This window comes from Plantibacter sp. M259 (assembly GCF_006065115.1).
In the GTDB taxonomy this organism is placed as follows: Bacteria; Actinomycetota; Actinomycetes; order Actinomycetales; family Microbacteriaceae; genus Plantibacter; species Plantibacter auratus.
This window is the reverse complement of the sequence record NZ_CP040750.1, coordinates 1,053,944-1,077,296: the sequence shown is the minus strand read 5'-3', so window position 1 is coordinate 1,077,296 and position 23,353 is coordinate 1,053,944. Positions and strand designations below refer to the sequence as shown.

Here is a 23,353-nt window from a genome sequence, read left to right as displayed (position 1 = left end):
CACCCTCCGGCGCTTCCGCCTCGGCAGTGGAACCCCCTAGGGTTCACTCAGGGTCCAACGCCGTACTCGAAAGGCCAGCTATGTCAGGTTTCCTCAACTGGTTGGGCGGACTGCCACCGCTCGCCCAGATCCCGATCGTCGTCATCGCCTTCGGCGCGGTGGTGGCCCTCCTCCTCTTCTTCGTGGACATCGCGCCACGCAAGGGCACCCTTTACACGGTCATCCGTCTGGCGTTCTGCGTCCTGGTGCCCGTCGTCGTCGTCCTCTTCTTCGGCTCGTTCCTGTGGGCCGCGGCCGTCGCAGCCGTCCTGGGTGGCGTGCTCTTCCTCCTCGACTACCGGTCCAAGAAGGGCGTCGGGTACCTCGTCCAGCTCGTCGGCTTCCTCGCACCGGCGTTCCTGCTGCTGCTGATCGGCCTGATCCTGCCGTCGATCAACACGACGATCGCCGCGTTCATGTCGGCGTCCGGTAAGAACTTCGTCGGCCTGAACAACTTCATCTGGCTGTTCACGCAGCCGAGCGCGATCCGCACCGTGATCAACACGATCATCTGGGTGCTGCTCGTCCCGGCGCTGTCGACGGCCTTCGGCCTCGCCTACGCGGTGTTCATCGACAAGTCCCGCGGCGAGAAGTACTTCAAGATCCTCGTCTTCATGCCGATGGCGATCTCCTTCGTCGGCGCATCCATCATCTGGCGCTTCATCTACGCCTACCGTGAGGCCGGCGCGACCCAGATCGGTCTGCTCAACCAGATCGTCGTGTGGTTCGGCGGCACCCCGGTGCAGTGGCTGCAGAACGAGCCGTGGAACACGCTGTTCCTCATCGTCGTGCTCATCTGGGTGCAGACCGGGTTCGCGATGGTCGTCCTGTCCGCCGCGATCAAGGGTGTCCCGACCGAGCAGATCGAGGCCGCCGAGCTCGACGGCACGAACGGCTGGCAGCGTTTCACCAACGTCATCGTCCCCGGCATCCGCTCCTCGCTGGTCGTCGTCGTCACGACGATCTCCATCGCGTCGCTGAAGGTCTTCGACATCGTCCGCACCATGACCGCCGGCAACAACGGCACCTCGGTCATCGCGAACGAGATGTACACCCAGTTCAAGAACTTCGAGAACGGCCGGAGTGCGGCGTTCGCCGTGATCCTGTTCATCCTCGTGCTGCCGATCGTCATCTACAACGCACGGCAGATCAAGAAGCAGAGGGAGATCCGATGAGTGCTGTGCAGCCGATCGAACTACCGATCGACGAGTCCACGAAGGACCAGCTCGCGAAGGGTGAACGCGGCATCGAGGCTGCGAGCCGACGGACGAAGAAGCGGCTCACGAGCCGTGGCGCGACCATTGCGGCCGTCGTCATCGCCGTGCTGTGGACGATCCCGACCTTCGGTCTCTTCGTCTCCTCGTTCCGGCCTGAGCAGCAGGTGAAGACCACCGGTTGGTGGACGATCTTCTCCGACTTCCAGGTCACCATCGACAACTACGTGCAGGTGCTGCAGGCCGGCAACTCGACGCTGAACCTGGCGGGTTCGTGGGTCAACTCGATCGCCATCGCGGTCCCGGCGACCCTGATCCCGCTGGTGGTGGCGAGCCTCGCGGCGTACGCGTTCGCGTGGATCGACTTCCGCGGCAAGAACTTCCTGTTCATCCTCGTGTTCGCGCTGCAGGTGGTGCCGATCCAGATGGCGCTCGTCCCGCTGCTGTCGACCTTCTCCCGTGGCCTGAACATCTTCGGTCTGCAGGTCGGCGAGGGACTGGACGCGAGCGGCACCTTCGCCCAGGTGTGGATCGCCCACACCATGTTCGCGCTGCCGCTGGCGATCTTCCTGCTGCACAACTTCGTCGCGGAGATCCCCGGTGAGGTCATCGAGGCGGCACGCGTGGACGGCGCGGGTCACGGTCAGATCTTCTTCCGGATCGTGCTGCCGCTGACGATGCCCGCCATCGCGTCGTTCGCGATCTTCCAGTTCCTGTGGGTGTGGAACGACCTGCTGGTCGCGCTCATCTTCGCGGACGGCGAGGTCGCACCGATCACGAAGCTGCTGGCGGAGATCACCGGTACGCGTGGCAACGAGTGGCACCTGCTCACGGCTGGCGCGTTCATCTCGATCCTCGTCCCGCTCGTCGTGTTCTTCGCACTGCAGCGGTACTTCGTCCGCGGGCTCCTGGCCGGTTCGACGAAGGGCTGACCCGACGCCGCGGTTCGATCCTCCGATCGACAGCGTCGTCGGTGCGCGGACGCCCCGGGAGCTCGCGCCCCCGGGGCGTTCGTGCGTCTGCGGGTCGTCTTGTCTAGTTCACAATTCAGGTGAGCCTCGGCGTGCCGGACTTGCCGCCGGGAGACTCAGTCAGGCTCGCCGAATCCGTCCTGAATTGTGAACAAAGAGACAGGTGTGGGAGATCGACGGCAGTGTTCACAATTCAGGAGAGCCTCGGCGTGCCCCGCCCGACTGACCGGGTTGTGGACGCAACACTCCGCGGACATCCTGAGTTGTGGACCGAGAGCAACTGCACCTCGAACGGCCAGTCGAGGTCACGATTCGGCGAGAGCCGAACGAATGGCTCCTTCGACGGCGTACCAGTCGTCCATGACCATCCGGTAGGTGAATCGGAGGACGCGGTACCCGCGGATCGCCAGCATCGCGTCGCGCCAGCGGTCGTGCTCGTGAGCATCTGGCGTGTCGTGGAACTCACGTCCGTCCCACTCGATCACGATCCGTCCCGCCAGGACGAGGTCGACCCGTCCTACCCCATCGATGAGTACCTGGTGGACTCCGCGGATGCCCGCACGCTCGAGGCGGATCCGGCCGATGGTCTCGAGGAAGCTGTGGCAGCCGCTCTCTCGCCGGGGGAGGGCGTCGAAGAACCGGCGGGGGAGTTCCCGTAGCCAGTCCTCGAGATGAGCAGCGCCGCGTGGATCGACGTTGATGAAGGAGTCGAATGCGGCGACGGCGAGGTCGGGATGCTGGCAGGCTGCGATCTGCAGGGTGGTCTCGTACGGCGAGGTCAGGAGCTTCGGTCGGTCATCTCTGGAGAGGGGCGAGTGCCAGTGCAGAACGAGACCTTGCAGGTCGCGGAACTCCTCCCCACTGGGGTAGGTCGTCCGGTCATCGGGATGGCGGAGTCGTGAGGCGTTCTCGGTGAGGCTCACATGCACCTCACCCCTCCGAGCAACGGCCCAGCCGTAACGCTCCGCGGCTGAAACACAGCCCAGTCGCCCGCCCACCCGTACGGCCCGGATCAAGGCGGGATCTGCGGCGGGTGCCGCGTACCAGCCACGGCGTGGTCGGACGAGGAGTCCTGTCGCCACCGCGAAGGTCAGTTGTCGCCCCGTGAAACCGTGGTCGATCAGTTCACGCCGAGTCGCCACCTGTCCCAGGTGCTCTACGGCGGTCGCGAGTCCGATCATCGCTCCAGCGTCCTCGTGTCGCATCCGCTGCGATGACGCACGCCTGCGCCGATGTGCGCCGATGACCGATTCGACCGGTTGTGGAGCACGCTCGTGTCGGTTCATAACTCAGGATCGGGGACGGCGTGTCGGCCTGCAGGCGCACAAACGGAGGCGAAACGCGGAGCCGCTCCTGAGTTATGAACCGCGGGACGGGGAGAGGGGCGGGGAGGACGGTGGGCGGGGATAGGGTGGCGGGATGAGCATGCACGGCGGACGGGGCGGGCCACGCGGCGGTGCACCCGGGGGCGGCGGGCCCCGCGCGGGCAGCCGTGTCAGCGGTGGCGACATGGCGGCGCAGAAGGCGCTCAACGCCGAGGCACCGAGGATCCCGAACCTCGGCAAGCGCATCGTCGCGCTGTTCGTGCCCTTCCGCGCCAAGATCATCCTCACGATGGTGCTCGTCGTCATCGGTGCTGCCCTCGCTGTGCTCCCTCCGCTGCTGGTCAAGCAGGCGTTCGACGTCGGCCTGTTCCCGACCGACGGTGGCAGCCCGAATCTCGTCGCCCTCGCGGAGATCGTCGGCGTGATGGTGGCGCTCTTCATCATCGCCGCCCTGCTCGGCGTCTGGCAGACCTACCTCACGGCGACCGTCGGCAACAGTGTCATGGGTGCCCTGCGCATCAAGCTGTTCTCGCAACTGCAGGCGATGGAGCTGAGCTTCTTCACCCGCACGAAGACGGGCATCATCCAGTCGCGCCTCCAGAACGACGTCGGCGGCGTCGCGAACGTCCTCACCAACACCGTGTCGAGCGTGCTCGGCAACACCGTGACGGTGATCTCCGCGCTCGTCGCCATGCTCATCCTCAACTGGCAGCTGACGATCGTCGCCCTCATCCTCATGCCGATCCTCGTGATCGCGCAGCGCCGCGTCGGGCAGGTCCGGGCACGGATCGCGACGAAGACGCAGGAGTCGCTGTCGGAGATGACCGCGATCACCCAGGAGGCCTTGAGCGTCTCCGGCGTGCTCCTCGCGAAGAGCTTCAACCGCCAGGACACCGAGGTCGAGCGCTACAGCGCGGAGAACCGCACCCAGATCCGTCTCCAGGTCAGCCAGGCGATGAGCGGCCAGTGGTTCTTCGCGATGGTGAACATCTTCCTGTCCTCCATCCCCGCGATCGTGTACCTCGTCGCCGGCTGGCTCATCACCGGCGGCGCGGCGGATGTCACCGCCGGCTCGATCGTCGCCTTCACCACCATCCAGGCCCGCCTGCTGTTCCCGCTCATGGGCGTCATGCGCGTCGCCCTCGACCTGCAGACCTCCGGCGCCCTCTTCGCCCGGATCTTCGAGTACCTCGACCTCAAGCCCGCGATCGCCGACCGCCCCGGCGCCGCACCGCTCCCGAGCGTCGCACCGCAGATCCGCTTCGACGACGTCACCTTCCGCTACGCCGACGCCCAGGACGACTCGACACCCACCCTCGACGGCGTCTCCTTCACGATCGAACCCGGACAGTTCGCCGCGTTCGTCGGACCGTCGGGAGCAGGCAAGACGACCATCTCCTACCTCATCCCGCGCTTCCAGGAGGTCTCGGGCGGCCGGGTCATGGTGGCGGGCACCGACGTCCGCGACGTCACGCAGGAGTCCCTCGTCTCCCGCATCGGCATCGTCAGCCAGGAGACCTACCTCTTCCACGCGACGATCGCGGAGAACCTCCGCTACGCCAAACCCGACGCGACCCTCGACGAGCTCGAGACCGCCTGTCGTGCGGCGAACATCCACGAGACGATCGCTCGCTTCGAGGACGGCTACGACACGCTCGTCGGAGAACGCGGCTACCGCTTGTCCGGCGGCGAGAAGCAGCGCATCGCCATCGCGCGCGTGCTGCTGAAGGACCCGGAGGTGCTCATCCTCGATGAGGCGACGAGCGCCCTCGACACGATCTCCGAACGCGTCGTGCAGGTCGCCCTCGACGACGCGACCCGCGGACGCACGACGGTGTCGATCGCGCACCGTCTGTCGACCATCGTGCACGCCGACGTCATCTTCGTCCTCGACCGCGGGCGCATCGTGGAGCGCGGAACCCACCAGGAGCTGCTCGCCGCCGGCGGCGTGTACGCGACCCTCTACGCCCAGCAGGCCGTCACCGTCTGAGCGAGAGAGGTCGCGTCGCGTCGCGCGGGTCACGTCGACACCGCACCGCCGTGTACCGGGGCTGCGCCGGGGCCTGGCCGGCGCCGGGTCGTGCGCGGGCGCTGTCCGGCGAGCGAAGAACCCCGGTCCAGCCATTGTGGGCGCGCGACGCGTGTGGCTAGAGTGAGCGCCATCGTGACCCCCGAAGGAGGGGGACGACCGCGCACCGCCGGATCGAGTAGGGGACTCGTCGATGACCGCAGCTGTGGACGCACCATCCGGATCCGCGCCAGACGGCGCCGCGCCGACGGGCCCGACAGACCCCCCGATTCCACCGGCACCCTCCTCGGCGGCCAGGTTCCGCAGGCTCGGTCGCGGACGGCTCGGTCGCCCCGGCTTCAGCATCCAGTCGAAGCTGCTCGTCATGCTGCTGCTCGTCAGCGTGGGAGCGTCGATCGTCACCGGGATCGTCGGCTACCTGTCCGGCAGTGACTCGCTGCGTCAGGCGTCCTTCGAGCGGCTGACCGAGGTCCGCGAGTCCCGCGCCCGTGAGATCACGAACTACTACGACCAGACGCGCGACTCACTCGTCGTCTACACCCGCGGCACCACGGTGGTCGACGCGATGAACGGTTTCCACGACGCCTTCCACGAGCTGGAGGAGCAGCCGGTGGACCCGGCCCGCGCGTCGACGGTGACGTCGTTCTACGAGGACACCTTCGCGCCGGAGCTCGCGGAACGCACGGGAGACGAGGCGGACCCGGCTGCGTTCATCCCGACGAACCCGGCCGAGACCTACCTGCAGTCGGCGTACACGCCGGCCGACCTCGACTACGACACCGCGATCACCGTCGACGATGCTGGCGACGGGAGTGCCTGGTCGTCCGTACACGCGCAGTACCACGACTACTTCCGCGAGATCATCGACCGCTTCGGCTACGAGGACGCGCTCCTCATCGACGACGAGGGCGACGTCGTCTACAGCGCCTACAAGGGCCCCGACCTCGGCACGAACGTCCTCACCGGCCCCTACAAGGGCGGGGTGCTCGAGGACGGATTCACCGCGGCGCTCCGGTCGAACGCGATCGACTACGTCGGCATCACCGACTTCGAGCGCTACCAGCCGTCGCTCAACGTCCCGACCCAGTGGATCTTCTCACCGGTCGGCGAGAACGGTCGGATCGACGGGGTGATGGCGCTGCAGGTCCCGATCGAGGCGATCAACGACATCATGACCGGCTCCGGCCAGTGGGAGCAGGACGGCCTGGGGAAGACCGGTGAGACGTACCTCGCCGGGCCCGATCAACTCATGCGCTCGACCTCCCGCCTGCTGATCGAGGATCCCAAGGCGTACGAGCGCGCCGCGGTCGCCGCCGGCACACCGCCGGAGGCCGCTGCACGTGCCGTCGCCGTCGCCGGGACGATCCAGATCCAGCCGACCCGCACGCAATCGGTCGAGCGTGCGCTCGCGGGCGAGACCGGCACGACCATCGGGCGCGGCTACCTCGGCGAGGAGAACCTCACCGCGTACACACCGCTCGACATCGACGGGCTCCAGTGGGTGCTCGTCGCGCGGATCGACGCGTCGGAGGCCTTCGCGCCGGTCACCGACTTCACGCGGAACCTCGTCATCTCGGTGCTCGCGATCGTGGTCGTGGTGTCGTTGCTCTCCCTGCTCCTGGCGCAGGTGTTCGCCCGGCCGGTGCGAGCGCTCGTCGGCGCGGTGCGGCGCGTGGCCGGTGGCGACTACAGCGTCGAGGTGCCGAACACCCGACGCGACGAGTTCGGGGATCTGGGCGCGGCCTTCAACGACATGAGCCGAAGCCTCCGCGTGAAACAGGAGCTCATCGACGAGCAGCGGGCCGAGAACGAGAAGCTGCTCCTCACGCTCATGCCGGCCACGGTGGCGAAACGCTACAAGGACGGTGAGGAGACGATCTCCGAGGTCCACCAGGACGTATCGGTCATCTTCGCGGACCTCGTCGGCTTCGACGACCTCACCCGTGGCCTCGATCCGGAGCGGGAGCTGTCGATGCTCAACGCGCTCGTCCGCAGCTTCGACGAGGCGGCGGAACGCCTCGGGATCGAGCAGGTGCGGACGCTGCGGGAGGGCTACCTCGCGAGCTGCGGCCTCATCGTGCCGCGCGTCGACAACGTCCGCAGGACCCTCGACTTCGCGCTGGAGATGCGGACGATCGTCGAACGCTTCAACGCGCAGCACCAGGCCGACCTGACCCTGCGGATCGGGGTGGACACGGGCGTCGTGACGAGCGGCCTCGTCGGTCGCACGAGCCTCGCCTACGACATGTGGGGCGACGCGGTCAGTCTCGCCAACCAGGTCCAGTCGGTCTCCGGTCGGGCCGGGATCTTCGTCAGCCAGCGGGTGCGTGACCGCATGCAGGACACCGTCACCTTCGAGGCCGCCGGCACCGTGGAGACGCGCGGCGGTCCGCAGGCCGTCTGGCAGGTCGTCTCGGGGCCGAAGTCATGACGCAGGTGTGGCAGGAGGCGTGGTTCCCCTGGGCGGTGGCGCTCGCCGTCGGCGTCCCCGTGCTGCTCATCGTCCTGACCGAGGTGCTCGGTGCGCTCAACCGCCGGAAGCACGCCGCGGCGAAACCGATCCGTCTGCTGCGCAACTACGTGGTGCCGGTCGGCGCGGTGTTCGCGCTCCTGGTGTTCGCCACGGCGAGGGCCGACGACAGCACCTGGGTGCGGATCGTCGGTACGCTGCTCGGCTTCCTCGTGATCCTCCTCATCCTCTCCGCCTTCAACGTCGCCCTGTTCGCGAACGCCGAGGAGGGGTCCTGGCGCGACCGCATCCCGTCGATCTTCGTCGACCTCGCGCGGCTGGCCCTCATCCTCATCAGCCTCGCGATCCTCTTCTCCTGGGTGTGGGGAGCCGACATCGGCGGGCTCGTCACCGCGCTCGGCGTGACGTCGATCGTGATCGGCCTCGCCCTGCAGAACGCGGTCGGCGGGGTCATCTCCGGGCTGCTGTTGCTGTTCGAGCAGCCGTTCCGGCTCGGCGACTGGCTCGACACCGGAAGCGTCCGCGGTCGCGTGGTCGAGGTGAACTGGCGGGCGGTCCACCTCGACACCGGCAACGGCATCCAGATCGTGCCGAACTCGTCACTCGCCGGGGCCTCGTTCACGAACCTCAGTCAGCCGGTGGGTGCGTACACCGCGAGCGTCGAGGTGACCTTCTCGACCGACGACCCGCCGGACGACGTGCTCCGGCTGCTCCGCGAGGTCGGATCGGGACTGCCGATGCTCGAGCCTGGGGACGTGGTGTCCGCCTCCTACCTCGGTGCTGCGCGGTTCTCCGTCACCCTGCCCGTGTCCGGGCCCTCCACCGCCGACGCCGCGGTCGCCCTCTTCCGTGCCTGGCTCTGGTACGCCTCGCGGCGACGCGGTCTCGCCCTCGACGGCGACGGCTCCGATCCGATCGCGACGCCGGAGCGGCTGCGGAGCGCCATCGCCGCATTGGCGCCGACGCTCCACGCGCGGGAGGAGGACTACGACGACCTCACCCGGACGTGCGCGCTCGAGCGGTACGGACCGGGGGAGACCATCCAGCAGGCGGGCACCATCCCGGGCGCGATGCGGTTCCTCGTCGAGGGAGGCGTCCATCTCGCGGTGCCGACGACGAACGGGCTCATCACCTTCCAACGACTCGGCGTCGGCGACTTCATCGGTCAGACGGCGCTGACGAGAGAGGTCGCCATGGCCGCCGCCATCGCCGACGGGACGACCCTGGTCCTGCGGATGCCGTTGTCCACGATCGACCAGCTCGTGCGGAGCAAGCCGCGCCTGGCCCAGGAGATCGGCGCCTCGATCGACAACAAGCACCGGCAGGCGCAGGCGGCGCTCGCCGAGGCGGGGATCGTCCGCGGTACGATCGGCCCGTAGACAGCAGCCGTCCCCAGCCGAGCGAGGAACCGATGCCGAACCCCGATGGACCGTCCGGGTCGCGACCGTCTCCCGCCGGCGGGTCCGTGACCGAGCGGATCCGCACGGCGATCTACGACGGGACGCTCGCCTCGGGCGAGCTGCTCATCGAGGCGGAAGTCCGGGAGTGGCTCGACGCTCCGAGCGAGGAGATCGCCACGGCACTCCGGGAACTCGAGCGCGTCGGACTGGTCGAGACGGCACCGCAGCGGCACACCCGTGTCGCGCAGCCACGGGCCGAGGACCGGACGGCCGTGCTCCAGACCCTCGGTGCGCTCGTCAGCGGGGTCGTCCGGGTCACCGTCCCGACCTTGACCGCGGGGCAACGGGCCGAGCTCCTCGCCTTCGTCGAGCACACCATGACGACGGTGGCGGCGGAGGACGCGGATGCGCACGGCCGCTGCGTCTGGGGGCTCGTCGACCGGTTCTTGAAGCACTGCGAGAACCCCGTCCTCGTCGCGGCGACGAAGGACGTGATCGGCGCTTTGATCTACCGCGTCACGGCGACGCGGTCCGCTGAGACGGTCGACTGGTCGGATCTCCGCGTCGGGTACCCGCACCTCCGCGCCGCGATCGCCTCGGGCGACGCCGTCGGCGCGGAGCTCGCGATCGAGCACGTCTTCCGACTCCAGGTCCCGCTCCACGACCTGGAGGTGCACTGACGGTCGGTGACATGCGGACCGCGGGCTGTCGCCGGTGGTGCGCCTGGCAATAGTCTGCTGGTGACGCGGTGGTCGCCAGACGACCGCGTCCACGTCGTCACCTCGAGCGAGAAGAGTCCAGATGTCCTCCCCGGAAGTCCCACCCTCCGTCGAACCGACGACCGCGTCGCAGCTGCTCGCCGAGGTCGCGGGCACCTTCCTGCTCGTCTTCGGTCTCGTCGGGACGGCGACCTTCTCCGCCTTCTTCGGCGAGGAGACGTCGAACCCCCTGGGCGTCGGGTTCCTCGGAGTGGCGATCGCCCTCGGGCTCTCGGTGACCATCGCCGCCTACGCGTTCGGCCCCATCTCGGGCGGCCACTTCAACCCGGCGGTGACGCTCGGGCTGGCCGCCGCCGGCCGGTTCCCCTGGCGCGCGACGTGGACGTTCATCCTCGCCCAGCTCGTCGGAGCGTTCCTCGGTGCGCTCGCGGTGTTCGGCCTCGCGGCCGGCGGTCCGGCGGGCTTCCTCGACAAGGCCGTCGCGAGCGGCTTCGTCTCGAACGGGTTCGGTGAGCTCTCGCCCGGCGGATTCGGACTCGTCTCGGCGATCGTGATCGAGGTCGTCATCACCGCGCTCTTCCTCTACGTCATCCTCGGCGTCACGCACACGCGGGCCGCCGCGGGCTTCGCGCCGATCGCCATCGGCGGCGCCCTCACCCTGTTCCTCTTGATCGCGATCCCGATCGACAACGGCTCGATCAACCCGGCGCGCTCCATCGCGACCGCGATCTTCGGCGGAGGCGACTGGCTCGCGCAGGTCTGGGTGTTCATCGTGTTCCCCATCATCGGCGCCCTGATCGCCGGATTCAGCTACCGGATCCTGTTCGAGGGGACCCGCCCGGTGGGCTCCCGGCCGGTCGCGAACCGCAGCTGAGTCGTCTGAGCGTCGCCCGCACCCCGTCCGCACCGGCTGGACGGGGTGCGTCGTTTCGGGGCGGCACCCCGCGAACGCGGGCAACCCGCATTGGGGGACGCGCTTTCCCTGGTCACCGAGCATGCTTGAGGTTCGAGCGCCGGAAGATTGGAGGGGCGATGACGATGACCGAACGCGACGCCCCCACGACCGAGTGGGTGGGTCCGCTGCAGGACGGCGGCGGCATGCCCGACGCGCCGCTCCCACCGGACGTCGCCTGGGAGCTCCTCCGGGAGGCGCTCGTCGAGGACTTCATCGACGACCTCCCACGTCCGGTCCGCACGGCGGAACTCGCCGCGCGGCTCCATGTGAGCCGAGCGTCCCTCATGACCAACATCCGTCGTGGCAATGTCGTCGCGAACCGTCGCGCCGGCCGCTGGGAGATCGACACCGTCGCGAGCCGCACCTATCTGCGGTCGGCCATCCTCAGCCTGGGGGAACGTCGTCGCGCGTTGAGCGGTGTCGATGAGGACCGCTCCGCGACCGTGCAACTGACGCTCAGCGGGCGCGCGTCCGAAGTGCTCTCGGACCTCATGCAGGACACGCACCTGTCGGCTCCGGAACTCGTGGCCATCGCGCTCGACCGGTTCCGGAGCAATCCCGTCGACACCGACGTCGACGGCCACTGACCGGCACGGAGTGACGATCGGCGCTGCCCGTCGCAGACGCGAACGGCCGGGCGCCCGTCGGGACCCGGCCGTCACGCGTCTCGAGCCGGAGGACTACTCGTTGCCGACGGCCTTGTCCGCCGCGTCGCGGGCGCCGTCGATCTGCTCGTCGAACTTGCCGCCGGTGACCTTCTTGGCCGCGTCGGCCACACTGCCGAGGAGCTTGTCGCTGATGTCCTCGGCCTGTTCGCTCTTCAGCGCGTCCTTGACCTTGTTGTCCTTCAGGAATTCCTGAGCCTTCTTGGTGATGTCGTCGAGTGCCATTCGTCGCTCCTGTTCATCGGGCCCGTTCGGGCGTCGGGATCATTCTTCGCCGTCGGCCGGGGTTCTGGCTAGCCCCTTGTCGTCGCGTGGACTCCGAGCCGTGTTCGTCGGCGTGGTCGACGAGAGGCGTCAGTCGGCGAGGTCGACCGGTCCGCCCCGGTCGTCGAGCATGCGGGTCATGAGTTCGATCTCCGCCTGCTGGCTCGCGATCACCGCGCGCGTGAAGGCCAGCGCGGTCGCGTTCGTCGTCCGCGGCTGCAGCGCCTCGGCCATCTCGACCGCGCCCTGGTGGTGGGCGATCATCAGCGTGAGGAACACCCGCTCCGCCTGGAGTCCGGACGCCGCCGTCAGCTGGTCGATCTGGGCGGGTGTGGCGAGGCCCGGCATCGGGTCGCCCGGGGTGTGGGTGGACCCCGGGGTCGCCGTGTCGCCGCCATGCGCATGGCCGCTGGCGCCCGTGAGGGTGGGGAGCGTCATCCACGTCATGTCCGGCTGCCGCGAACCCTGCGGGAGGTTCCACTGGACGAGCCAGTCGTACAACTGGCCCGACTGCTGCGCCTGGGTGGTCGCGATGTCGTACGCGAGGGTGCGCACATCGACCGCGTCCGTCCGGTCGCGGATGATCATGGCGAGCTCCACACCCTGGTTGTGGTGCACCTGCATGTCGCGCGAGAAGCCCGCTTCGGCACTCGTCGTGGTGGGTGTCGGGTCGGCGAGCGTGCTGAGCCGACCGACCGAGAAACCGATCGCCGCGGCGACCATGATCGCGACGACGGCCATCGCGGCGATGACGACGCGGGTCCGGCTGGAGCCGTCGGGGAGCCTTGCGCCTCCCAGGCGGCGAGCTCCTCGTCGGTCACGCCGTCGTCGGCCGGTCCACCGGTCGCCGGGGCATCGGGTGTGCTCGCCGGGGTCACCGGATCAGACCTTGCCGGGTCCGTCGATCGCGCCCGTGCAGGCCGCGCCGGGCTCCGGGACGTTGTTGCTCTTCCAGAACTCCTCGAAGAAGTCGGCGATGCGGCCATCACTCGCGTTGTTGACCTGCAGCTGCGAGTTCCAGCCGCTCAGCACGATGGGCGAGGGGAGGTCGGACTTCGGCGACAGGACGACGTAGGTCGTGGGGAGCAGCTCCTTGAGCTTCGTGAGTTCCGCGTCGCTGAGGGACGGGTCGTAGGTGACCCAGATCGCGCCGTGCTCGAGGGAGTGGACCGCGTTCTCGTTGGTCTGCTCCTCGGTGTAGACGCCGCAGTTCAGCCAGTACTGGTTGTGCGGGCCACCGGCCGGCGGGTTCTGCGGGTAGTCGACCGTGCCCTCGACGTGCTCCGAGGTGTTCTGGAACAGTTCCACGCCCGCGATGTCCTGGCCGGTGCCCGTGCCACCACCGGGGTAGCTGGCGTTCTTCGGCAGGGTGAGGACGACGCTCGTGATGAGGACGGCGATGACGGCCACGCCGCCCACGACAGCGGCCCAGATCCCGATGCGGCGGTTGCGGTTCTTCCGCTTCTGCGCCTGCTTGAACGCTGCGACCTTGGCCTGACGCTGGGCTTCGCGCTCCTGCTTCACGCTCTGCTGCTTGACGGCGGGCGGGACGGGGGCGTTCTTGGGGCGATCTGCTGCGGGGGTCACGGGGGCCTCTCGAAAAGTTGTATGCGTAACTATCGAACCAGATCGACAACTGAGGGTTTTCAGGGGTCATCGATGTGCAGCCGATTCTCAGGCTGTCCCAAGGCGGTCGACCGTCGATCCCAATGTTAGGGGCGTCTAACAAATGTAGTTTGGTCTTGCTAACATGGCCGATGTGACCACCGATCTCTCCCCGCGGACGACCCGTGCGCCCCGCGGACCACGACTCCTGTTCCTGCTCGGGCCCGCCTTCGTGGCGGCGATCGCCTACGTCGATCCCGGGAACGTCGCGGCGAACCTCACGGCGGGAGCCCAGTACGGCTACCTGCTCGTCTGGGTGCTCGTCGCCGCGAACGCGATGGCCGTGCTCGTCCAGTACCTCTCCGCCAAGCTCGGCCTCGTCACCGGGCAGAGCCTGCCCGAGCTGCTCGGCTCGCGACTGCGGACCGGTCCGCGTCGGCTCTACTGGGTGCAGGCGGAGCTCGTCGCCGCCGCGACCGACCTCGCCGAGGTGATCGGCGGTGCCGTGGCGCTGTACCTCCTCTTCGGGATCCCACTCGTGCTCGGCGGCGTCATCGTCGGAGTCTTCTCGATCGTGCTCCTCGCCGTGCAGAACTGGTACGGCCAGCGCCACTTCGAGTTCGCGATCCTGACGCTCCTCGCCGTCATCGCCGTCGGCTTCCTCGCCGGCCTGTTCGTCAGTCCCGTCGACTGGGGCGCCGCGGCCGGTGGCCTGGTGCCGCGGTTCGAGGGCACCGCGACGGTCCTGCTCGCCGCGAGCATGCTGGGCGCGACGGTCATGCCACACGCGATCTACCTCCACTCCTCGCTCAGTCGTGACCGGCACGGGGTGCAGACGAGCGACGGCGCCATCCGTCGGCTCATCGTCGCGACCCGCTGGGACGTCGCGGCGGCACTCGTCCTCGCCGGAGCGGTGAACATCGCGATGCTGCTGCTCGCGGCCGCCTCGCTCGGCGGTGTCGAGGGGACGGACTCGATCGAAGGCGCGCATGCGGCGATCACCGCTGCGCTCGGGCCGGTCATCGGCGTGATCTTCGCCATCGGGCTGCTCGCCTCCGGGCTCGCCTCGACCTCGGTGGGGGCCTACGCGGGGGCGGCGATCATGGGCGGGCTCCTCAAGGTGCGCATCCCGTTGCTCGCCCGACGCGTGATCACCCTCATCCCCGCGCTCGTCATCCTGGCGGCGGGCATCGACCCGACCACCGCGCTCGTGCTGAGCCAGGTGTTCCTCAGCCTCGGCATCCCCTTCGCGCTCATCCCGCTCGTGCGCTACACGGGCGACCGGCGGATCATGGGTGTCCACGTCGATCAGCTCGCCACCCGGGTGTTCGCCTGGGTCGTGGTCGCGCTCATCGTCACCTTGAACGTCGCCCTCATCGTCCTGACGTTCTTCGGGTGATCCACCCCGCGGTCCGTTCGCCCGGACCTGGGCGAACGGAGTGGCCCGCGATCAGGTGGCGACGGTCACCCACACGGCATCGGCGGCGAGGCGACCGAGCGTGAGGCGGGTGCCGGTGGCGGAGAGTCGGAGTTCCAGCTCGCCCGCGAAGGCCCGGTGGTCGTCGACGCTGAGTTCGGTGTCGAGGACGATGCCGAGGGCGCTCAGGTGGCGGAGGGTCTCCGGGTCGGCGTCCGAGATGCGGCACACCGTCAGCGGGCTGTCGGACGGAGCCTCGTTCAACCGGACCGCGTCCGGGCGGTGCGGGGTGCCGTCGGCCGAGGGGATCGGGTCGCCGTGCGGATCGCGGATCGGGTGGCCGAGCGCGGCGTCGATGCGTTCGATCATCGTGTCGCTCGCCGCGTGCTCGAGGATCTCCGCCTCGTCGTGGACCTCGTCCCAGCCGTAGCCCAGCATCTCGACGAGGAAGGTCTCGATGAGCCGGTGCCGCCGCACCATCGCGACCGCGTGCGCCTGCCCGGCGGGGGTGAGCTCGATGCTGCCGTAGGGCTCGTGTACGACGAGTCCCTGGGCGGCGAGTCGCTTCACGGCGTCGGAGGCGGTCGCGGGGCGGACGCCCATGCGATCCGCGAGCAGCTTGACGGTGGCCGACTCGTCGGCCCACTCGGAGGTCGTCCAGATCGTCTTGAGGTAGTCCTGGGAGACGGTGGAGAGGCCGGAGACGGTCATGCCTCCAGTCTAGAGAGCGTCGTGTGCGTCCATCATGCGGCCGTCGGCAGGCCACCGCGCGTTCACGCCCGCCTGGCAGAATGGGCGCAGCACCCCCGAACGGGGCACCCGACTGCTACGGTCGAGTCCTCGCACCCGCGAACACCGATCCATCCGACGAGAAGGGCCACGTGATGTCCCAGGCACTGCGCACCTCGACCGCACGGCTCGGATCCGGCGCGCGTGCCACGCTCGAACTCGTCGCCGCGGCGATGGCGGGCGAAGGTCACCTGGAGACGCCCGAGGCTGACGGGGCACCCCGTCGTCGCCCGGTCGAGCTCGCGCTGCGTCGACTCCCGGCGCTCGTCGCGGTGCTGGTGCTCGCCGCGGTCGTGCTCACCGTCATCGGTGTCCTCATGGTGCTGACCGTCGCCGTCCGGCTGGTGTCCTCGGCTGTCTCGGCACTCGGTCCGCGGCAGCGACTCGTCGCGATCCACTGACGCCGGATCGGCCCCGTCATCCGGCTGCGTTCCCTGCACTCGCCGGGTAGGGTGGTCAGCATGCGTCTCCGCCTGTCGTGTTCCTGCTGTCCCCGCTGAACCGTCCCTGCCGGGATGCCGCCTCAGCCGCCCCAGCCATCCGGTGACGCACGCGAGAGTCGTGCGGTGACGCACCACAGGAACAGATTGCAGACATGAACTACGCAGACTCCGTCCTCGATCTCATCGGGAACACGCCCCTCGTCAAGCTCAACCGGGTCACCGAGGGCATCGCGGCCACCGTGCTCGTCAAGGTCGAGTACCTCAACCCGGGCGGCTCCTCGAAGGACCGCATCGCGACGCGCATCATCGACGCCGCCGAGGCGGCGGGCGACCTCAAGCCGGGCGGCACGATCGTCGAGCCCACCTCGGGCAACACCGGCGTCGGCCTCGCCCTCGTCGCCCAGCAGCGCGGCTACCGCTGCGTGTTCGTCCTGCCCGACAAGGTCGGCGAGGACAAGCGGAACGTGCTCACCGCCTACGGTGCGGAGATCGTCGTCACGCCCACCTCCGTCGCTCCCGACAGCCCCGACTCCTACTACAGCGTGTCCGACCGCCTCACCGCCGAGATCCCGGGGGCGTTCAAGCCCAACCAGTACGCGAACCCGAACGGTCCGCGCAGCCACTACGAGTCGACCGGCCCCGAGATCTGGCGCGACACCGAGGGTGAGATCACCCACTTCGTCGCGGGCGTCGGCACCGGAGGCACCATCTCCGGGACGGGCAAGTACCTCAAGGAGGTCTCCGAGGGCGGCGTGCGCATCATCGGTGCAGACCCGGAGGGCTCGGTCTACTCGGGCGGCACCGGGCGTCCTTATCTCGTCGAGGGCGTCGGTGAGGACTTCTGGCCGACCGCGTACGATCCGTCCATCCCCGACGAGATCATCGCCGTCACCGACGCCGAGTCGTTCGCGATGACGCGTCGCCTCGCCCGTGAGGAAGGACTGCTCGTGGGCGGCTCCAGCGGCATGGCGGTCCAGGCGGCCCTCGTCGCGGCGCGCGACCTCCCGGCGTCGGCCGTTGTGGTCGTCCTCCTGCCCGACGGCGGGCGCGGCTACCTCGGCAAGATCTTCAACGACTCCTGGCTGCAGTCCTACGGCTTCAGCGAGGTCGCCGACGACCGCACCGTGGGCGACATCCTCCGTGGCAAGGGTTCGGAGATGCCGGACCTCGTGCACGTGCACCCGAGCGACACCGTCCGCGACGTCGTCGACATCATGACCGAGTACGGCGTCTCGCAGCTCCCGGTGCTGAGCGCCGAGCCGCCCGTGGTGATGGGCGAGGTCGTCGGTGCGATCGACGAGGCCAGCCTCATGGACGCCGTCTTCAGCGGCGCGGCGAAGATGAACGACGCCGCGAGCGCGTTCGTCGGCGACCCGCTGCCGCTCATCGGTCTCGGCGAGTCCATCCCGGCTGCGCGCGCGGCGCTCGGTTCCGCCCCGGCGTTCCTCGTCACCGACGGCGGCAAGCCGATCGGCGTCATCACGCGGCACGACCTCCTCACCTACCTGGCGGGTTGAGCGTGGGCGGCAAGCCGGTCGTGTGGGCTCGGTCCGGGCGATGTCCCGACCACGCCCGATCCCGGTGACCAGGTCCATCCGCCCGGTCGCCCACCCACACCTCCCCGAATCCTGAACCGAAAGAGTCACCCATGAGCAAGCACGACCACGGCTTCGCCACCCGCAGCATCCACGCCGGACAGGAGTTCGACCCCACCACCGGGGCGATCATCCCGCCGATCTACCAGACGTCGACCTTCGTCCAGGACGGCGTGGGCGGGCTCCGCGGCGGCTACGAGTACAGCCGCTCCGCCAACCCGACCCGCACGGCGCTCGAGACGCAGCTCGCCGCCCTCGAGGGTGCGAAGCACGGCTTCTCCTTCGCCTCCGGCCTCGCCGCCGAGGACGCGCTCATCCGCACGGCGCTCCGCCCCGGCGACCACATCGTCATCGGCAACGACGTCTACGGCGGCACCTACCGGCTGATCAACCGGGTGCACGGTGCCTGGGGGATCGAGCACACGGTCGTGGACCTCGGTGACCTCGCGGCCGTCGAAGCGGCGATCATCCCGGGCCGCACGAAGCTGCTGTGGGTCGAGACGCCGAGCAACCCGCTCATGAAGATCAGCGACATCGCGGCACTCGCCGCCCTCGCGCACCGGCACGAGGTGCTCTCCGTGGTGGACAACACCTTCGCCTCGCCGGCGCTGCAGCAGCCGCTCTCGCTCGGGGCCGACATCGTCGTGCACTCCACGACGAAGTACCTCGGTGGCCACTCCGACGTCCTCGGTGGCGCCATCATCATGAACGACGACGAGCTCGCCGAGCAGCTCGGCTTCGTGCAGTTCGCCGCCGGCGCGGTCTCGGCCCCGCTCGACGCGTGGCTCACGACCCGCGGCATCAAGACGCTCGCGGTGCGGATGCGTCAGCACAGTGCGAACGCGCAGGCGATCGCCGAGTTCCTCGACGGCCACGCCGCCGTCGAGCGCGTCTACTACCCGGGCCTCGAGAGCCACCCCGGCCACGAGCTCGCCGCCCGCCAGATGTCCGGGTTCGGCGGCATGCTGTCGCTCGCCCTCGTCGGAGGACCGGATGCGGCCACGCGCCTCGTCGAGAAGACGAAGCTGTTCGCGCTCGCCGAGTCACTCGGTGGCGTCGAGTCGCTCATCGGCCTGCCGGCACAGATGACGCACGCCTCGGTGAAGGGCACGGAGTTGGCCGTCCCCGAGAACGTCGTCCGGCTGTCGGTCGGCATCGAGGACGTCGCCGACCTCATCGCCGACCTCGACCGCGCGCTCGCGAAGGTCCTGAAAGCGAGCGCCAAGCACTAGCGGGTCGCCCCGGCTCGTTCGCAATCCATCCTCTGCCCCTCCCTAACTCAGGACGCCCGCGGCGTGTCGCGCGCTGAGGCCGACGCCGGCCGGCGACGCGCCGCGGCCGTCCTGAGTTAGGGAGGGCGGCGGGCGCTTGACCTCAAGTCGCGTTGAGGTTCTAGGCTCGGAATCGTGACCACAGCGACGACCCCCGAGCCCGTGACCGGAGCCGACCCGACGCCCCGCGACCGCGGGATCTTCAGCCGCCGGTTCGTCCTCGTCACCATCGGTGCGTGCGCGCTCGTGTTCCTCGGCGCCTTCGAGTCCCTCGCCGTCACGACGATCATGCCGCTCGTCAGTGGCGAGCTCGGCGGCGAGCAGCTCTACGCGCTCGCCTTCGCCGGCCCGCTCGCCGTGAGCGTCATCGGCATGGTCGCGGCGGGCTCGGTCGCCGACCGAATCGGTCCAGTCCAGCCGCTGCTCGCGTCCGTCGTCCTGTTCCTCGTCGGTCTGCTCCTGGCCGGGACCGCCACCACCATGTGGGCCGTCGTCGCGGGACGCCTCGTCCAGAGCCTCGGTTCGGGAGCGATGACCGTCGCGCTGTACGTCCTCGTCGCACGCATCTACCCACCGGCCCTGCACCCGCGGATCTTCGCCGGCTTCGCGGCCGCGTGGGTGGTCCCCTCCTTGATCGGACCGTTCCTCGCCGGGGTGGTCGCCGAGCGGTTCAGCTGGCACTGGGTCTTCCTCGGGGTCGTCGGCCTCGTGGTCGTCGCGACGCTCCTCCTCCTGCCGGCCCTGCGGATGCTGCGCGCCTCCGCAACCGAACGCGCCGAGCGACAGGCGGCCGAGCGGCAGTCGGCAAAGGACGGCGGCGAGGCGGCCCCGGTCGCGCGGACGGGCGCGGAGCTGCGTCGGCTCGGATGGGCGGTGCTCGTCGCGGCGGCGGTCCTCGCGGTCAACCTCTCGACGGAGTTCTCGGGATGGACCGCCTGGGCGCTCCCGGTCGTCGGTGCGGTCGTCGCGATCCTCGCCCTCCGGCCACTCATCCCGCTCGGCACGCTCACCGCACGCCGCGGGCTCCCGACGGTCATCCTCGTGCGCGGACTGACCTCCGCCGCGTTCTTCGGTGCCGAGGTGTACGTGCCGTACCTGCTGACCCGCGAGCACGGGCTCACGCCGGCGCTCGCCGGACTCGCCCTCACCGGTGGGGCGATCGCGTGGTCGCTGTCGTCCTGGTTGCAGGGGCGCCTCGGGGACCGACTGTCGAATGCGAACGCCGTGCAGATCGGGTCGTCGCTCGTCACGGTCGCCGTCGCGATCGCCCTGTCCGCCGCCCTCATCGGCCTGCCGCCCGTGGTGCCGATCGTGGCGTGGGTGGTCAGCGGCGGCGGGATGGGCCTCATGTTCCCGCGCCTCAGCGTGATGACGCTCGCGTACTCCGACGAGCGCTCGCAGGGGTTCAACAGTGCGGCGATGTCGATCGGCGACGCGATCGGCGGTGCCCTCGCGCTCGCGGCGACCGGGCTGGCATTCACGGCACTCGACGGCTCCGGAGCGTTCGCGGGGCTGGGGTGGATCGCTCCCGGCGGGATCGCGTTCGCCGGGTGCTTCGCGATCGCGCTGGTCGCCGGTGTCGTGGCGGTCGTCGTCGCGCGTCGGGTGAGCCGACCAGCTGAGCCAGGCACGACCGGGTGAGCCGAGACGCCGTCGCCTGGGTAGTGCTGCGGTGCGTGGGGGGTAGCGTCGCCCACGCATCGCTGCAGTGTCCAGGCGACGGGCGCTCCGTCACGCGGTTCGCACCTGAGCCAGGGGCCCTCATCGCCCGATCCGGCGCGGCCGCCGCGCGCAGAACCGGCCTCCCTGAGGACGCCCTCGTCCACGAGGGGTGCGGAAGCCGCGTACCCTTGATGCGTACGTCTCGGCTCGTCCCCCAGTGACCCGCTCCTCGTGTCTCGGAGCCGGACTGCAGAAGGACTCTCTTGAGCGACGAATGCAAACACGGTTTCGACAACGGCCTCTGCGCGACCTGCTTCCCGCCGCCGCCCCGCGAGGTGCCGGTCGCTGAACCACCCGCTCCCAAGGTCCGTCGGTCGACGGTTGCTCCCTCGCTCCGCGAGCCGGCCCCGACCCGCGTGCGGACCGCCGCCACCACGAAGTCGGTGACGAAGGCTGCGGCCGCCCTGCCCGTGGTCCGTGTCGGCGAGCAGCGGCTGTACCACGTCACCCACATCCGCAACCTCGAGCGCATCCTCGAGACCGGCAGCATCCTGCCGGTGGCCTCCCCGGCGCTCCCCGACGGGCCGGTCGTCGACATCGCCGCCGCGAGCCACCGTGAAGCGCGACGCACGATGGTCCTCGCCGGCACCGACGACCTCACGCCGGCCGACTTCGTCCCGTTCTTCCTGACCCCGGACGCCGACCTCTGGGCGGGCATCCGTGCGGGCGAGCACGACGTCCGGCTGTCCGACGAGGCGCTCGCGTCATCGGTGAACGACTACGTCGTGCTCGTCACCACGATCGACGGCGCAGCCGTGCACCCGGGCGAGTTCGACGCCGACACCGGTCGGCCATCCCGCGCACGGGTCGTGGTCGCCGACGGTGACGCGTCCCACGTGCTCACGAGCATCGGCGCCAACGCGATGACCGCCGACCGCATGGTCCAGCGCTTCGCGACCGACGAGGACCCTGCGGCCCTCCGACGTGCCGAGGTGCTCATCGCCGACGCCGTGCCGTTCGACCGCGTCACCGTGATCGGGGTCGCGACGGTCAACGTCCGCGAGCACGTCAAGCGACTCGTCGCCGCCGCCGGCCACCGCACCAAGGTCGCCGCCTACACCCCCTGGTTCCAGGAGCACGTCGCCGACTGAGCACTGTCTCGCGTTCACAACTCCTGCTGGATGGCGCCGGAACCTGGCTGCCGGCGCCGTGTCGGGCTGCTCGCCAGCTCTCAGCAGGAGTTGTGCGCGGGAACGAGCGGGCACCTCGGCTGCGCGGAGGCGATCGCGTCCCCGTCCGAGGGCACCAGACTCAGGACGTGCTGCTGTCCGCAACTCCTGCTACATGGCCCCAGGACCACCGCGCCGGTCGCTGCAAGGCCGGATCGGGGCGAGCTGCAGGAGTTGTGCACGGATGAACGCCCCGGGGAGGGGACGGACTGGCGGGTCAGGCGCGGGGCGGCGTGCTCTCGCGGAGGAGGACCGTCGCGCCGACGGGCTCCGTCGTCGTGCTGTCCGTCGCCGGGTCGAGGGCAAGTCGCACCGCGTGCTCACCGACCGCCTCGAGCGGCACGGCGACCGTGGTGAGCGCCGGGGTGACGTCGCGGGAGGTCGCGATGTCGTCGTAGCCGGCGACCGCGAGGTCCTCGGGGAGGCGGAGTCCGGCCGCACGGAACGCCGACATCGCCCCGATCGCCATCACGTCGTTGACGGCGAAGACCAGGTCGATGTCGTCGAGTCCCAGCTGCAGGAGCTCGGCGGCACCCTGGCGCCCGCCGTCGCGGGTGAACTCGGCCCGGACGATCCTCGACGGGTGGATCGCGATGCCGTGTTCGGCCAATCCCTCGGCGAACCCACTCACGCGCTCGCGGGAGGTGAGCAGGCGGTCGTCGCCGGCGATGACGGCGAACCGGCGGTACCCGGCACCGACGAGTTCCCGGGCCAGCTCGCGGGCACCGGTCGCGTTGCCGAGCTGCACCGTGGCGAACGGGAGCGTCCGTTGCGAGACGAGGACGACGCGTCCGCCTGTGGACTCGTAGGCCGCGAGCTCATCCGACAACCGGTGCTCCGACGCGACCCCGTCCCAGCGACTGCCCGTCAGGATGATGGCACGTGGCCGTTGCCCGCGGAGCACCCGCACGAGTTCGAGTTCGCGCTCGTGGTCGCGGTGCGTGACGGCCATGGTCGTGGCGATGCGCTGCTCGTCGGCCGCGCGGATGGCCCCGGCTGCGATGGACGAGAAGTACGGGTCGGCGATGTCGCTCACGAGGAGCGAGATCGTCGACGACAGGCCCTTCGCGACCGCCTGGGCCGACAGGTTCGGCGTGTAGTTCAGGCGGAGCGCGGCGTCGAGGACCCGCCGACGGAACGTCTCGTTGACCGTCCGGGTGCTCCCGTTGAGCGCGCGCGACGCGGTGGCGAGGGAGACCCCCGCCTCGCGGGCGACGTCGTGCAGCGTCGGTGGGACCGGCGTCGCCCGGTGCTCGTCGACCGACATGGCGCTCCTTCGTACTGGCGGCTG

The 23,353-nt window shown here is 69.6% G+C and carries 20 protein-coding genes; 14 read left to right on the top strand and 6 right to left on the bottom strand.

Translation table 11 applies throughout. The features are described 5' to 3' along the window. Nucleotides 1-80: 80 nt before the first annotated feature. Nucleotides 81-1,214, top strand: coding sequence for a carbohydrate ABC transporter permease (locus FGL15_RS04685; protein ID WP_137243882.1), 1,134 nt, complete (start codon nucleotides 81-83; stop codon nucleotides 1,212-1,214). Beyond that, complete coding sequence (locus tag FGL15_RS04680; RefSeq protein ID WP_079706730.1) at nucleotides 1,211-2,185, top strand: carbohydrate ABC transporter permease; 975 nt, start codon at nucleotides 1,211-1,213, stop codon at nucleotides 2,183-2,185. Before FGL15_RS04685 ends, FGL15_RS04680 begins: the two co-directional genes overlap by 4 nt. A 344-nt stretch (nucleotides 2,186-2,529) precedes the next feature. On the opposite strand, the gene FGL15_RS20205 is transcribed toward FGL15_RS04680, so the two are convergent. Then, entirely contained in the window at nucleotides 2,530-3,147 is a 618-nt protein-coding gene (locus tag FGL15_RS20205) for an endonuclease domain-containing protein (protein ID WP_168223313.1), read from the bottom strand. Between the two features lie 502 nt (nucleotides 3,148-3,649). Here FGL15_RS20205 and FGL15_RS04670 point away from each other — a divergent pair. The 6 genes from FGL15_RS04670 (at nucleotide 3,650) to FGL15_RS04645 (ending at nucleotide 11,709) form a co-directional block, all read left to right on the top strand. Next, a complete protein-coding gene (locus FGL15_RS04670) occupies nucleotides 3,650-5,539 on the top strand; it encodes an ABC transporter ATP-binding protein (RefSeq protein WP_138947200.1) in 1,890 nt (629 codons plus the stop codon). A gap of 232 nt (nucleotides 5,540-5,771) precedes the next feature. Then, the gene (locus FGL15_RS04665; protein WP_205858687.1) at nucleotides 5,772-8,009 is read left to right on the top strand and encodes an adenylate/guanylate cyclase domain-containing protein; all 2,238 of its coding nucleotides are present in this window, start codon (nucleotides 5,772-5,774) and stop codon (nucleotides 8,007-8,009) included. Further along, the gene (locus FGL15_RS04660; protein ID WP_138945146.1) at nucleotides 8,006-9,427 is read left to right on the top strand and encodes a mechanosensitive ion channel domain-containing protein; all 1,422 of its coding nucleotides are present in this window, start codon (nucleotides 8,006-8,008) and stop codon (nucleotides 9,425-9,427) included. The genes FGL15_RS04665 and FGL15_RS04660 overlap by 4 nt, the downstream gene beginning before the upstream one ends. A 32-nt stretch (nucleotides 9,428-9,459) precedes the next feature. Beyond that, on the top strand, nucleotides 9,460-10,128 hold the full coding sequence (locus tag FGL15_RS04655) for a GntR family transcriptional regulator (protein ID WP_138945145.1): 669 nt from the start codon (nucleotides 9,460-9,462) through the stop codon (nucleotides 10,126-10,128). A gap of 121 nt (nucleotides 10,129-10,249) precedes the next feature. Beyond that, complete coding sequence (locus FGL15_RS04650) at nucleotides 10,250-11,041, top strand: aquaporin (RefSeq protein ID WP_138945144.1); 792 nt, start codon at nucleotides 10,250-10,252, stop codon at nucleotides 11,039-11,041. 164 nt (nucleotides 11,042-11,205) lie between these two features. After that, nucleotides 11,206-11,709, top strand: coding sequence for a hypothetical protein (locus FGL15_RS04645; RefSeq protein ID WP_138945143.1), 504 nt, complete (start codon nucleotides 11,206-11,208; stop codon nucleotides 11,707-11,709). Nucleotides 11,710-11,802: 93 nt separating this feature from the next. Here the strand turns inward: FGL15_RS04645 and FGL15_RS04640 are convergent, their stop codons facing one another. The 3 genes from FGL15_RS04640 to FGL15_RS04630 form a co-directional block, all read right to left on the bottom strand. After that, nucleotides 11,803-12,012 (bottom strand): antitoxin, encoded by a 210-nt coding sequence (locus FGL15_RS04640; RefSeq protein ID WP_079706736.1) that lies wholly within the window; start codon nucleotides 12,010-12,012, stop codon nucleotides 11,803-11,805. A gap of 129 nt (nucleotides 12,013-12,141) precedes the next feature. Next, nucleotides 12,142-12,792 carry a DUF305 domain-containing protein gene (locus FGL15_RS04635; RefSeq protein WP_138945142.1) on the bottom strand — a complete coding sequence of 217 codons (651 nt, stop codon included), beginning with the start codon at nucleotides 12,790-12,792 and terminating at the stop codon, nucleotides 12,142-12,144. Nucleotides 12,793-12,933: 141 nt separating this feature from the next. Further along, complete coding sequence (locus FGL15_RS04630) at nucleotides 12,934-13,638, bottom strand: DUF3105 domain-containing protein (RefSeq protein ID WP_138945141.1); 705 nt, start codon at nucleotides 13,636-13,638, stop codon at nucleotides 12,934-12,936. A 163-nt stretch (nucleotides 13,639-13,801) separates the two neighbouring features. On the opposite strand from FGL15_RS04630, the gene FGL15_RS04625 reads away from it, so the two are divergent. Next, on the top strand, nucleotides 13,802-15,055 hold the full coding sequence (locus FGL15_RS04625; RefSeq protein WP_138945140.1) for an Nramp family divalent metal transporter: 1,254 nt from the start codon (nucleotides 13,802-13,804) through the stop codon (nucleotides 15,053-15,055). A 51-nt stretch (nucleotides 15,056-15,106) separates the two neighbouring features. Here the strand turns inward: FGL15_RS04625 and FGL15_RS04620 are convergent, their stop codons facing one another. Beyond that, the gene (locus FGL15_RS04620; protein ID WP_138945139.1) at nucleotides 15,107-15,784 is read right to left on the bottom strand and encodes a metal-dependent transcriptional regulator; all 678 of its coding nucleotides are present in this window, start codon (nucleotides 15,782-15,784) and stop codon (nucleotides 15,107-15,109) included. A gap of 80 nt (nucleotides 15,785-15,864) precedes the next feature. Here FGL15_RS04620 and FGL15_RS04615 point away from each other — a divergent pair, with 80 nt between their 5' ends. The 5 genes from FGL15_RS04615 to FGL15_RS04595 all read left to right on the top strand — a co-directional run bounded on the left by FGL15_RS04615 (nucleotide 15,865) and on the right by FGL15_RS04595 (nucleotide 21,984). Then, nucleotides 15,865-16,263, top strand: coding sequence for a hypothetical protein (locus tag FGL15_RS04615; protein ID WP_138945138.1), 399 nt, complete (start codon nucleotides 15,865-15,867; stop codon nucleotides 16,261-16,263). Between the two features lie 194 nt (nucleotides 16,264-16,457). After that, complete coding sequence (locus tag FGL15_RS04610; protein ID WP_138945137.1) at nucleotides 16,458-17,822, top strand: cystathionine beta-synthase; 1,365 nt, start codon at nucleotides 16,458-16,460, stop codon at nucleotides 17,820-17,822. A 131-nt stretch (nucleotides 17,823-17,953) separates the two neighbouring features. Then, entirely contained in the window at nucleotides 17,954-19,132 is a 1,179-nt protein-coding gene (locus tag FGL15_RS04605; protein WP_138945136.1) for a cystathionine gamma-synthase, read from the top strand. Nucleotides 19,133-19,306: 174 nt separating this feature from the next. After that, entirely contained in the window at nucleotides 19,307-20,812 is a 1,506-nt protein-coding gene (locus FGL15_RS04600) for an MFS transporter (RefSeq protein WP_240773795.1), read from the top strand. Nucleotides 20,813-21,096: 284 nt separating this feature from the next. Continuing rightward, nucleotides 21,097-21,984 carry a DarT ssDNA thymidine ADP-ribosyltransferase family protein gene (locus FGL15_RS04595; protein WP_138945135.1) on the top strand — a complete coding sequence of 296 codons (888 nt, stop codon included), beginning with the start codon at nucleotides 21,097-21,099 and terminating at the stop codon, nucleotides 21,982-21,984. Nucleotides 21,985-22,279: 295 nt separating this feature from the next. On the opposite strand, the gene FGL15_RS04590 is transcribed toward FGL15_RS04595, so the two are convergent. Continuing rightward, complete coding sequence (locus tag FGL15_RS04590; protein ID WP_138945134.1) at nucleotides 22,280-23,329, bottom strand: LacI family DNA-binding transcriptional regulator; 1,050 nt, start codon at nucleotides 23,327-23,329, stop codon at nucleotides 22,280-22,282. Nucleotides 23,330-23,353 lie beyond the last annotated feature (24 nt).